Raw genomic sequence first — 11,165 nt, forward strand, 5'->3', positions numbered from 1 at the left:
CGTCGTGGCTGGGCGCGCGGTTCCCCGCGCCCCTTAGGGGGCGCCCCCCTTACGGGGCACGGCCCCGTCGTCTCTCGTGGAGCAGGAGCCAGGACAGGTACGCGCCGCCCGCCACCCCCGTCACCACCCCCACCGGCAGGATCGTCGAGCCCGAGATGCGTTGGGTCGTCCAGTCCGCGCAGGTCACCAGGGTCGCGCCCATCAGCGCCGCGGGCAGCGCGTTCGGGCCGGGGGCGCGGGTCACGCGGCGGGCCAGTTGGGGGGCGGCCAGGGCGACGAAGGGGATGGGGCCCGCGGCCGCGACCGCCATCGCGGTCAGGCCCGTGCCCGCGGCGAGCAGGACGAGCCGCGTGCGCTCGGGCGCCACGCCGAGCGCCGCCGCCGTGTCGTCGCCCATCTCCAGGAGTCTGAGTCTGCGCCCGTACGCGAGGACGACGGGCGCCAGCGCGGCGAGCCCCGCCGCCGCGATCCACACGTCGCTCCAGCCGCGCCCGTTGAGCGACCCGATCATCCAGGCCGCGGCCTGCGCCGCCTTGCCGATCTCCGCGCGTACGTAGAGGAAGCTCGTGAGGGAGCCGAGGACCGCCGAAGCGCCGATGCCCACCAGGACCAGGCGGTGCCCGTGCACGCCCCGTTTCCACGCGAGCGCGCAGACGGCGGCGGCGGTCGCGAAGCCGCCGAGGATCGCGCCCGCCGCGGTCTGCGGGGCGCCCGCGTCGAGCACGATGATCGCGACGAGCGCCCCCGCGGACGCGCCGTTGCCGAAGCCGATGATGTCCGGGCTGCCCAGCGGATTGCGCGAGAGGGACTGGAAGACCGCGCCCGCCATGCCCATCGCGCAGCCCACGAGCAGGCCGTCGAGCGCGCGCGGCAGCCGCAGGTCGAGGACGATGAACTCCGCGCCGGGCGGCCCGTCGCCGACGAGCGTGCGCAGCACCTCGGCGGGGCCGAGCTCGTAGCGTCCCGTACCGATCGCGCACACAGTCACCGCCGCCGCGACGAGCAGCAGGACCAGACCGGTCAGCAGCGCGCGGGGCGCGACGCGCAGCGAGAGCCCGCCCGCCCGGATGTGCCGTCGGCTCACAGCCGGACCGCCTTCCGCCGCCGCACCAGCTGGATGAAGAGCAGGCCGCCCAGGAACGTGGTGACGATCCCCACCTCGATCTCGGACGGGGGTACGAGGATCCGTCCGACGACGTCGGAGCCGAGCATCAGGACCGGGGCGTACAGCGCGCTCAGCGGGAAGAGCCGCCGCGGCTCGCTGCCGCCGAACGCGCGTACGGCGTGCGGGACCATCAGGCCGACGAAGCCGATCGGACCGCACAGGGCCGTCGCGCCGCCGCACAGCAGCGTGACGGCGACGACGGACAGGACCCGGGTGCGGCCGGTGTGCGCGCCGAGCGCCCGCGCCGAGTCGTCGCCGAGGGCGAGCGCGCCGAGCGGCCGGGCCAGCGCGAGGGCCAGCAGGGTGCCCGCGACGAGCAGCGGCAGGACGGCGACGAGCAGGCCGGGGTCGCGGCCCGCGAGGGTGCCGACCGACCAGTGCCGCATGGTGTCGAGGGTTTCCGGGTCGGCGAGTTGGAGCCCGTTCACGTAGCCGAACAGGGCGGCGTTGACGGCGGTCCCCGCGAGGGCGAGCCGGACGGGCGTCGCGGAGCGGCTGCCGCCGAGCGCGTTGACCAGGACGGCGGCGAGCGCGGCGCCGCCGAGCGCGAACCAGAGGTAGCCGGTGAAGGAGCCGATGCCGAGGACGCCGATCGCGGTGACGACGGCGGTGGCCGCGCCCGCGTTCACGCCGAGCAGGCCGGGGTCGGCGAGCGGATTGCGGGTCAGCGTCTGCATCACCGCTCCGGCGAGGCCGAGCGCGGCGCCCGCGGCGATGCCGATCAGGGTGCGGGGGAGCCGGAGTTGGCGCACGATCCCGTCGTACGCGCTGCCCGTCGGGTGGAACAGGGCGTCCCACACCTGGCCGAGCGGGATCCGCTGGGTGCCGACGGCGAGGCTCGCGGCCGTGGCGACGGCCAGCAGGACGACGCCGATGACCACTCCTGCCGTCAGCCCGCGGCGCGAGCCGGCCGACGCGGGGGTCCGGGCCGCTTCCTGGCTCGCGGTGGCCGGTGGGGAGGAATCGTCGACGAGCATGTAGGTTAGCTTAGGCTAAGCTAAGTTGATGTTGTCACCTCGTGGATCGGAGGAGACGGTGGTCATGTGTGCCGCACCGGGCGCCGAGGCCGCGCCGGATGTCGTCGAGGCCCCGCCTGACGTAGGGGCCACACGCGTGGCGAGCCCGCGCGTCGAACGCCTCGCCCGACTGCTCTCCGGCGCCTCGGAATCCGAACGGGCCGTCCTGGTGGAGGAGTTCTGGACGGAGGTCGGGCGTAGGGGCGCGCCGCTCGTCGAGGATATCGAGGGCGAGGGCGAGGGCGATCGTACGGGTGACGGGGGCCATGCCGCGGGCGTCGCCGACCGGGACCGTACCGCCGACCTGGGCAGCCCGGCCCGTACCGACGGCCCGCCCCGTACCTGCGGCGAACCCGCCCACCGCGCCGTCACGTTCCTGTGGCGGGGACACCGCGCCACCCGCCAAGTCCTGCTCCTCGTCAACCGCGTGGTGGACCGCGAGCGACTCTCCGACGCCCTGCTCGACCGGCTGCCCGGCACGGACGTCTGGCACCTCACCTACCGGCTGCGCGCCGACCACCGTGCCTCGTACCGCATGGCCGCCGACATCTCACCCGGCGAACTCCCCGCCGACCCCGCACTTCTCCAGCGCAGACTCCGCTCCCTCTCCGCGTACGCCGCGCACGATCCGCTCAACCCGGCCCGCCTGTCCTCCCGTTGGGGCCAGTCCGACAGCTCCGTCTTCGCGCTGCCCGACGCGCCCGCGCAGCCGTGGGCGGAACATCGCGGCACGGTTCCGCGCGGCCGCGTCGAGCGGCACCGGCTGCCCGCGGGCGCGCTCGGCGCCGAACGGGACGTCTGGGCGTACCTGCCACCGGGCAGGCGGCACCCCGACATGCCCACCGTGGTGCTGTGCGACGGCGACGTGTGGTTCGGCCAACTCGCCTTCCAGGACACGCTGGACGCCCTGATCGCGGACGGCGTCGTACCGCCCCTGGCCGTGCTCGCCCCGGACGCCGTCGACCTCGGCACCCGCTGGCGCGACCTCACCGCGCGCGACACCTATGTCCACTTCCTCGCCGACGAGTTGCTCCCGTGGGCCGCCGGTCGCTGGCCCCTCACCACCGATCCGGCGCGCACGCTCGTCGCGGGCCAGAGCCTCGGCGGGCTCACCGCGCTGTACGCGGGGCTGCTGCGGCCCGACCGGTTCGGCGCGGTCCTCGCCCAGTCCGCCTCGCTGTGGTGGAGACCCGGACTCCCTTATGGCGTACCGGAGTTGAAGCGTTCCGACGAACTGCCCTGGCTCGTCTCACGCTTCGTCGAGCGGCCCCGCCCGCCCCTGAGGATCCACCTCGACGCCGGTCTGCACGAGGGCGCGATGGTCGACCACAGCCGTGCCCTGTACGAGCAACTGGCAGCGCGAGGTCACCCGGTGACGTTCTCCACCTACAACGGAGGCCATGACTACGCCTGTTGGCGCGGCTGTCTCGCCGACGGCCTGGCCGCGCTCCTGTGACCACCTTCGCGTAACCACCCGGCTCCGCTTCCCCCTCAACTCCCTTCCCTCTCAGCCGCGTTCCCCCCACTCACCAAGGAGTCGCACCGCCATGCCCCGCCCCGCCCGCCGCCTCACACCGACCGCGGCCGCCCTCGCCGGAGCCCTCGTCCTCACCCTCACGGGGTGCGGCGGCGGCAAGGACGACGCCTCGGACAAGGCCGATGCGGCGGACACCCGCACCGTGACGGACGCCAACGGCAAGTCCGTGGACGTACCGAGGCATCCGAAGAAGGTCGTCACTCTCAGCGAACCCACCCTGGACGCCGCGCTCGCCCTCGGCGTGCACCCGATCGGCACCACGGCGGGCCGCGGCCAGAAGGGCGTGTCCAGTTATCTCGCCGACCGGGCGGGCAGCGCGGAGACCGTCGCGACCGTCGCGGAGCCCGACCTGGAGAAGCTCGCGGCCCTGGAGCCCGATCTGATCCTGCTCGACGAGACGGTCGGCGCGAAGCGCGTCCTGGACAAGCTGTCCGCCATCGCCCCGACCGTCCTGACCGCCAAGCTCAACGAGGACTGGCGCACGTCCTTCACCGCCACCGCCGACATCCTCGGCAAGAAGACCGACGCGGCGGGCTGGCTCGACGACTTCGACGGCGAAGTGGCCGCGGCCAAGAAGCGGCTCGGGGCGAACGAGAACGCCGTGACCAGCGTCGTCCGCTGGCAGAACGGCGCGCCGTCGGTCGTCGGCAAGGGCCGGGGGCACGTCGGTTCGACCCTCGCCGCGCTCGGCCTGAAGCGCCCCGCCGGCCAGCGGGGCGAGAGCGCGGGACACAGCGAGCCGGTCAGCCTGGAGAAGCTCCCGACCATCGACGGCGACTGGCTCTTCCTCGGCGCGCTCGGCGACCGGACGGCCGGCGACAAGGCGTACGCCGAGGCGAAGAAGGTGGCGAACTTCACGAAACTGAGCGCCGAGAAGAAGGGGCACGTGGTCGTCGTCGACGGCTCGGCGTGGAACAGTTCGGGCGGGCCCAGCGCGGCGCGCACGGTCCTCGACGACGTGCGGGACGCGCTCGCGAAGTGACCGGAACCGTCCGCCACGAGACTCCTGACGAGGGCGCCGTCCGTGTCGCTGTTGGGCTGAACGGGTGACTTGGCGTAAGAATTGCCCGGTGCAGACAACGAGTGCGAGCCAGGACGGGGTGGGTCAGTGAGTAGTAGTCAGCGCCACGACGTCACCGATGAACAGTGGGAAGGGCTCGCCCAGGTCGTACCGCTGCGCAGCCGCAACGAGTGGCCTTCCTGGCCCGGACACCGCGCGCTGCCCGACGCGGAGACCGAGACGCGCAGGCGTTTCGTGGTGATGCGGGTCAACGTCTTCGCGGACGCCCGTGAGGTCGCCGAGACGGTGATGGCCCAGATCCCCGTGCTGCTCGACCTGACGGGCGCGGAGACCGAAGTCGCCAAGCGCGTCCTGGACTTCAGCAGCGGCGTGGTCCTCGGCCTGGGCTGCGGCATGCACCGGGTCGACAAGAACGTCTTCCTCCTCGCGCCGCCGGGCACGGAGGTCCAGGGCCTGGTGGAGGCGGTCGGGCAGCCCTGATCCGGCCTGATCCAACCGGCAGGCCCTAGTAGTGCTTCGTTAGGTGTACTGATCTTGCCTGGTCAGGGGCATGGTGTCGGTATGAGGGCGGGTGAAGTGGAGCGACTCCGCATTGATGTGGCGGAGTTCGTTGGCGAGGTGTTTGGCTCACTGCCGCGGCGCGATCAGCGCCGGTGGGGCGAGTGTTGCCTGCGGGGCGGACGGGCGCCGTACGTCGATCCAGCCGATACCGTCCGGCGCCGCACGCCGACGTCCCGCACGAGGTCGCCTTTGCGGCCAAGACCCGGCTCTCGCTGGCCTTGCTGGCCAGCTGGCCGCCTGGGACCTGACAGCCGGTGGTGGCCGCCGGCTGCGCATATGGCCGTTCGGTGGGCTTTCGCCTCGCCTTCGAAGACTGCGGGCTGGACTATGTGGTGGCCGTCGAGGCCAAGGAAGTGGCCCATGCGGCCAGTGCCCAGCCGTACTGGCCGACCTATGGCGGACTGGGCCCTCCGACCCTGCCCCGCTACCGCACCCGCCCCCTGACGCTGCCCGAACTGACCGCCGGACACGGCGTGTTCAGCGAGGCCTCCTGGCGCCAGGGCAGTAAGGGAACCATGCGCTCACGCTTCACGGTCCTGAAGATCCGACCGGCGGGCAAACAGTCCCTGCGTCACGCCCAGGAACACGGTGGCGGCCATCACGTCGGGGACGGAGTGCTGCCGCTGTGGACCCTGCTGGTCGAACAGGCTGAGCAGGCGACGGAACCAACCGGCTACTGGACTCCAACCTGCCCGCCAACACTGTCCGCGAGTTCGGCGCAGTCGGCCTGACCATCGTCGGGATGGTCCTGGACGCCGTGATGGTCCTCGGTGGCTGGCGCGGCTTCCGCCCGCGTACTGGCATTTCGCGTAGGCAGACGCCATCCAGACGTGTCACGAGTAGAGCGGCATGATGCTGTTCGCTCAGGACTTCCGGGGGTTCACACAACAGGACATAGTCAGCTGAGACGGCTCCTCATGACTATCAAGCTGCTGAAGACTTCTCGTTGAGGGCAAAGACTGTGTCGCACCGGTCGCGAACGTGACCGCTGTGGGTGGCGATGACTACAGCGCATCCGGCTGCGCGCATCTCACGAAGGACGTCGATAACCATTGTTGTGTTCACGTGATCGAGGGCGCCAGTTGGTTCATCAGCGAGCACGAGGGCCGGCCGTTTGACGATGAGCCGGGCGAGTGCCACTCGCTGCTGTTCTCCGCCGCTGAGTTGGTGGACCTGATCCCCCTCCCGGCCTGCCAGGCCAACGCGTTCAAGAGCTTCACTGACAGTCGTGTCGAACTCGCCCCTCCTGGACCGCTGCGGCTTGAGGGCGATCTCCAGGTTTGCGGCGACAGTCGTGTTCTCAATCAGAGCGTAGTTCTGGAAGAGGTAGCCGAGAACATCACGGCGGAATCGGCGTACTCCATTCCGAGTGAACCTAGTTACGTCTTTACCCTCATATAGAACAGCTCCAGCGCTTGGCTTTTCAAGAAGCCCTATACAGTTGAGGAGTGTGGACTTTCCTGATCCACTGGGCCCGACCAAGGCAACCATCTCGCCTCGGTTGACGGTGGTGTCGATACCGGACCACAGAGTCCGGGAACCGAAATTCTTCGAGAGATTCTGTATTTCAATCACGGCAGCACTCTGTTCTGTGCGTAACGACTAAGCGATCTCAATTGTCGGCTGTCCCTTCCTTGATGATGCGCCGGTGGAACATCCCAAGAGCGCAAAGCACTATGCATACTTCGACGACGGCCAGACCAGCGATGACGGAGATGTCCGCTGCCGTAACCTGCACAGGCGGGAAGGGGGGAGGGACGCCACGGGAGGTGAACTCCGCAAGATCCCGGTTCTGCTGCCACACCTGGACGGGAACCCACCAGGCCAGAAGGGCCGCGAGCAGCATCTCTGTGGCGAGAATGAAGCGATGGATTCTAGCAAACCTCCAGCCGCTGATGTGCTGTGCAAAAATGGCCTGGGCATGCTTGCGTGTGTGTATGTAACAGACGCCGATACCTGTAATGAGGAGCGCGGTCACTGCAGCGATCAGGTTGAAGAGCGAAAGACGGAATCTATTGACGGCTTCCCTCAGCTCAAGGGAGGCACTCTGCCCCACTGGGCGCACGGCCGTGACATAGGTCTGCAGCTCGTTCTTGTCGGCTGCTATGGCTGCCAGAGCATTATTGGGGTCGGGGAAAATGATTCCTTCCTGGGACGCGAATGCGGTGTACGCGTCATTGGTGAGTATCTTCGAACCGTTGGGAACTACGACAAGGACTGGATCGTCCACCAGGGACCGGTCATCGTCCGGGCTGTGGGCAGCGTTGGGGGATTGGGATCCGGAGTTATAGGCAAAGACACGCTGGCCGTTCTTCGAGCTGAGTGTCTCTACCTTGAGGTGGCGCCTCAGGTCCGGGGCCATTCGGCCGAACAGGTCGGGAACCGCTGCTCTGATGTCGGATGCGCGGCCAGTGAGGGACTCGGGAACGATGAGCCATGCTTTGTGGGCGTCGGCGACCTTACCGGGCCGCGCCGCCGGGGAGTACCGCTGTCCTGCCGGGTCTAGGACCGGCTGTTCGGCGAGGAACGTCTCATTGACAATGAGCATCTCGCCCTGCGGCAGGGGCTGTTTACTGGGGAGGCCCTGGAGATCCCGGCGCCCGGCGACGATGATCTGGTTCGCCCCGTCGGCCTGGCGCAGCCACTGGCCCACATGGGCAATCGCCGGCTTCGCCTTGCCACCCAAGCTGCCATTGAGGCGGATGGTGACGGCGTCGCCTGCTTTGGCGTAGGTGTCCTGACTGTCCTGACGTGTCAGTACGTTCTGGCCTGCTAGGGCGACGTCCAAGGCGATGCCGACGGCGAGCAGAAGGGCGGGGATACGCACCAGGTAGATGGCAAGGATTGCAGCACGGGTCGGCAGCTCTCCCTTGAGCGCGCGAAGCACCTCGAGCTTGAAGGTCAGGGCAAGCGCCACTGCATGGGCAGCCAGTGCCAGCACGATGAGCAGTCCGGCCAGGATGGCGGCAGTAGACGCGAACAGCGCCAACCAGGCCAGACCGTTGTAGAAGCCGAGGAAAAGCAGCACGGCGGCTGTCACGGTGCCGACGGCTGCGAGCCAGAAAGTCGCCAACTGCCGCAGATCACGGGTGAGGAGGGCCAGGAAGGATTTTCCCTGCAGGCGCAGCACTCCGTAGGATTTAGCACCCAGCAGCACGCTGGCGCCGACCAGTGTCACTATGGCGAGCGCCACCACCCACATCGATCGGAACAAGTCGTCGCCCGAGAACCGGAGTGCCAGTTCGCTCGCCGACAGCGGGTGTTGCACAGTTGCGTGCAGGCCTAGGCCGGTAAATTCGGCTACCAGCGCTTCTGCTGATTCCGAGGGACCAAAGACGTAGTAGAAGCCGCGTGGGTCACGCTGGCCGATGTCGGCGATGGGATGTACGTCCGTGTCGTACTGTCTGCTGAACCCGGGGTAGCCGTCGTGTAGCCATGACGCCGGATCCGACTGCGCGTCGCCGCCCGGGGCCAGATAGAGGTGTCGGCGGCCGTCCGGGTTCCTCGCATCAGGGACCTCCCGAGCCACCGAGACCTCATGGTCCTTCGCAAATGAAGCGATGGTGCGGGCGACCCGTACGCCGCTCGCCGAGTCATCGGAGTGCACCCAGATCTGGGCCGAGTTGCCGAGTGCCATCTCTTCGTCCAGCCCTCGCACGAACAGAAAGGCCGCTATCGCGGAGAACACCAGCACGGCAGCATGGGCGAACTTGATACCTCGATGGAGCATCGGTTACCTAATTTCGGGGCGCACAGGGAATGCGCAGCTCGTCAAGAATCGGCCGGGGTAGCACCTGGCTGCGGGGGAAAAGTCCCCCGCAGCCAGGCCGGTCGCTGCAGTGTCAGCACCGAGTCCGAGACGTCGTCAGCAGGCCGGGTTGTAGTACGCCTTGCTGGTGAGCTTCGCCTTCTTCGCCGAGGCCTTCGACCACACGCCGTCCTTGGTGCAGCCGCTGTACGCCCAGTACGCCCCTTCGACGGAGGACGAGTGGTACGTCTTCTTGTGGAAGTAGTTCGAGTACACGTAGTTGCCGCCCACGTTGTAGCTCCACCGGCCGCCGCTCACGTCGGTCGATGCGGCCACGGCGGGGGCCGCGACGGCGATGGCGATGACACCGGCTGCAGCAGCGGCCTTCAGACTGTTCTTGATCATTACTTACTCGCCTTCACTTGGATGTGTCAACTGGGTAGCGGGAAGGGTGGAATGGCACGGCCCGAATCAGTCCGCCAACGTGCGCCTGCGCCGTTCCGTTGAACAGGCCGGATAGCCCAGTGAGTTGACTTAGTGGGCTGGGAGGTCAGGGCTTCTTGCCCTTCTTGATGGTCTTCTCCGTGCAGTGAACCGTGCGGTAGCCCTTGGGCATCTGACTGGAGGCGTTCTTCTTGGCTGCCTTCCATGCGTTGTCCTTCGTCAGAGCCCAACCGTGCCCCTGTACGAACCCATGTGCAGAGTCATCCGAGATGCGCTTCTTGGTGCACTGCACGTGTGCGGACCACCCGGACGACGCCGCGTCAGCAGGGATGGCCAAACCCAGCGAGATAAAACCCGCGGTAGCGGTGGTGATGAGTGCACTGAAAGTGCGCGACTTGCGCATGAGGAAACCCTCCCGAGGGCCGTTGTTCCTAAACCATGGGGGCCGGTCGTCGGGCGATGCCATCCGCACTTGTCAAGTCACTTCCGCAAGGCACCAGTTCCCTTTGGCTATGGATGCCAAAGGGAACTGGCCGTCGAACCTTGCCCCCCCCTGAGATTCACCCGTCTCGGTGGTCGGCCGATCGGATGAGCACGCCAGAACTTACGTGATCGGACGCATTTGTTCCACTTCAGTAAGAGTGATCACAGTCACCGGAAAGCCCCCGCAAGGGCAACTGCGTTCCTGGTGAGCGAGCTGACTGGCCGTCGGCGCTGACGGTTTGCGCAAGCAAGACGCGGTTCCCTCTTGTCATAATCAAGGCAGCCGGTGTGCGGCCATGCCGACGGTTCGGGATTGCAGCGTCGCCAACGCGACCGTTAGCCTCAATGTCCATGAACCAGCGGAAAAGAAAGAAGCTCTCCCGTCAACTCTTGGACGCCTCAAGGGCAGGTGACGTTGCCCGTGTAAGAGCCGCCCTGCGCACCGGAGTTGGCCCAGATATCCCGGACATCGAAGGACCCACTCCGTTGTACCTAGCATCCGTGAACGGAGAGGCAGAAGTCGTCCGCCTGCTTCTTAAAGCGGGCGCCTCGCCTGACACTGAGAGCGCCGGAATCGGCTCGGAGGGAACTCCACTGTGCGCAGCCGCATGCTGGGGACACACCGAAACGGTCCGCGTGTTGTTGGCGCACGGTGCCGATCCCAACCGCCGCGAAGAACGCGGTACCGGCTGCTCTCCCCTGGACTGGGCCCGCCAAGGCCCCCACCCTGAGACCGTCGAACTTCTTTCCGCAGCAGGAGCAACTTCGCGCTACAAGATCTCCCCGGCCCGCGGCGCCTAGTCGCATCACGAGTCTTCCGCAACGTCTACGGGGGCATTTCAGGCCCTCTTCGCGTCACTGATAGGCATACCGACGACTCAGAAGAACCACGAGGCCGCCACGATCTACCTGGCCGGACGCCACCTCGCCGACATCTTCATCTGGTCAGCGAGATGATCCGAAGGACAGGCCCTAGTAGTGCTTCGTTAGGTGTGCCGATCTTGCCTGCTCGGGAGCATGCTGCGGGGTATGAGGCTCGGGGAAGTGGAACGGCTCCGGGGTGATTTGGCGGAGTTCGTCGCCGAGGTGTTCGGATCGCTGCCGCGGCGGGATCAGCGGCGGTGGGGCGAGTGTTATCTGCGGGGTCTGATGCTGGATGGGCGGCGTAAGTCGATCCAGCCGATGGCGGC

12 protein-coding genes and 1 pseudogene are annotated in these 11,165 nt (G+C 67.9%); 7 read left to right on the top strand and 6 right to left on the bottom strand.

The features are described from left to right. Nucleotides 1-49 precede the first annotated feature (49 nt). Together ACIO9J_RS35800 and ACIO9J_RS35805 are read right to left on the bottom strand one after the other, a co-directional pair. Nucleotides 50-1,084, bottom strand: coding sequence for a FecCD family ABC transporter permease (locus ACIO9J_RS35800; RefSeq protein ID WP_402008742.1), 1,035 nt, complete (start codon nucleotides 1,082-1,084; stop codon nucleotides 50-52). Continuing rightward, nucleotides 1,081-2,142, bottom strand: coding sequence for a FecCD family ABC transporter permease (locus ACIO9J_RS35805; protein ID WP_402008744.1), 1,062 nt, complete (start codon nucleotides 2,140-2,142; stop codon nucleotides 1,081-1,083). Before ACIO9J_RS35805 ends, ACIO9J_RS35800 begins: the two co-directional genes overlap by 4 nt. A gap of 64 nt (nucleotides 2,143-2,206) precedes the next feature. Between ACIO9J_RS35805 and fes the strand changes: the two genes are divergently transcribed. The 5 genes and pseudogenes from fes to ACIO9J_RS35830 form a co-directional block, all read left to right on the top strand. Beyond that, complete coding sequence (fes, locus tag ACIO9J_RS35810; RefSeq protein ID WP_402008746.1) at nucleotides 2,207-3,637, top strand: enterochelin esterase; 1,431 nt, start codon at nucleotides 2,207-2,209, stop codon at nucleotides 3,635-3,637. A gap of 91 nt (nucleotides 3,638-3,728) precedes the next feature. Further along, a complete protein-coding gene (locus ACIO9J_RS35815; RefSeq protein WP_402008748.1) occupies nucleotides 3,729-4,700 on the top strand; it encodes an ABC transporter substrate-binding protein in 972 nt (323 codons plus the stop codon). Nucleotides 4,701-4,826: 126 nt separating this feature from the next. Continuing rightward, the gene (locus ACIO9J_RS35820; protein WP_402008750.1) at nucleotides 4,827-5,219 is read left to right on the top strand and encodes a cell division protein SepF; all 393 of its coding nucleotides are present in this window, start codon (nucleotides 4,827-4,829) and stop codon (nucleotides 5,217-5,219) included. A 338-nt stretch (nucleotides 5,220-5,557) separates the two neighbouring features. Then, nucleotides 5,558-6,031, top strand: coding sequence for a transposase (locus ACIO9J_RS35825; protein ID WP_402008784.1), 474 nt, complete (start codon nucleotides 5,558-5,560; stop codon nucleotides 6,029-6,031). Then, a pseudogene (locus ACIO9J_RS35830) lies at nucleotides 6,016-6,206 on the top strand (ABC transporter permease); the annotation flags it as partial. The gene ACIO9J_RS35825 and the pseudogene ACIO9J_RS35830, both read left to right, overlap by 16 nt. Before the next feature lie 18 nt (nucleotides 6,207-6,224). Here the strand turns inward: ACIO9J_RS35830 and ACIO9J_RS35835 are convergent. The 4 genes from ACIO9J_RS35835 to ACIO9J_RS35850 all read right to left on the bottom strand — a co-directional run bounded on the left by ACIO9J_RS35835 (nucleotide 6,225) and on the right by ACIO9J_RS35850 (nucleotide 9,895). Beyond that, nucleotides 6,225-6,875, bottom strand: coding sequence for an ABC transporter ATP-binding protein (locus ACIO9J_RS35835; protein ID WP_402008752.1), 651 nt, complete (start codon nucleotides 6,873-6,875; stop codon nucleotides 6,225-6,227). Nucleotides 6,876-6,912: 37 nt separating this feature from the next. Beyond that, a complete protein-coding gene (locus ACIO9J_RS35840) occupies nucleotides 6,913-8,994 on the bottom strand; it encodes a hypothetical protein (protein ID WP_402008754.1) in 2,082 nt (693 codons plus the stop codon). 171 nt (nucleotides 8,995-9,165) lie between these two features. Beyond that, nucleotides 9,166-9,453, bottom strand: coding sequence for a lactococcin 972 family bacteriocin (locus ACIO9J_RS35845; RefSeq protein WP_402008756.1), 288 nt, complete (start codon nucleotides 9,451-9,453; stop codon nucleotides 9,166-9,168). A 145-nt stretch (nucleotides 9,454-9,598) separates the two neighbouring features. Continuing rightward, nucleotides 9,599-9,895, bottom strand: coding sequence for a hypothetical protein (locus tag ACIO9J_RS35850; RefSeq protein WP_402008758.1), 297 nt, complete (start codon nucleotides 9,893-9,895; stop codon nucleotides 9,599-9,601). 431 nt (nucleotides 9,896-10,326) lie between these two features. On the opposite strand from ACIO9J_RS35850, the gene ACIO9J_RS35855 reads away from it, so the two are divergent. Both ACIO9J_RS35855 and ACIO9J_RS35860 read left to right on the top strand, forming a co-directional pair. Beyond that, entirely contained in the window at nucleotides 10,327-10,776 is a 450-nt protein-coding gene (locus tag ACIO9J_RS35855) for an ankyrin repeat domain-containing protein (RefSeq protein ID WP_402008759.1), read from the top strand. 228 nt (nucleotides 10,777-11,004) lie between these two features. After that, nucleotides 11,005-11,165, top strand: a 161-nt coding sequence (locus ACIO9J_RS35860) for a transposase (RefSeq protein WP_402008787.1), incomplete at its 3' end; no start/stop codon positions are given.

Source organism: Streptomyces sp. NPDC087300 (genome assembly GCF_044744425.1).
In the GTDB taxonomy this organism is placed as follows: Bacteria; Actinomycetota; Actinomycetes; order Streptomycetales; family Streptomycetaceae; genus Streptomyces.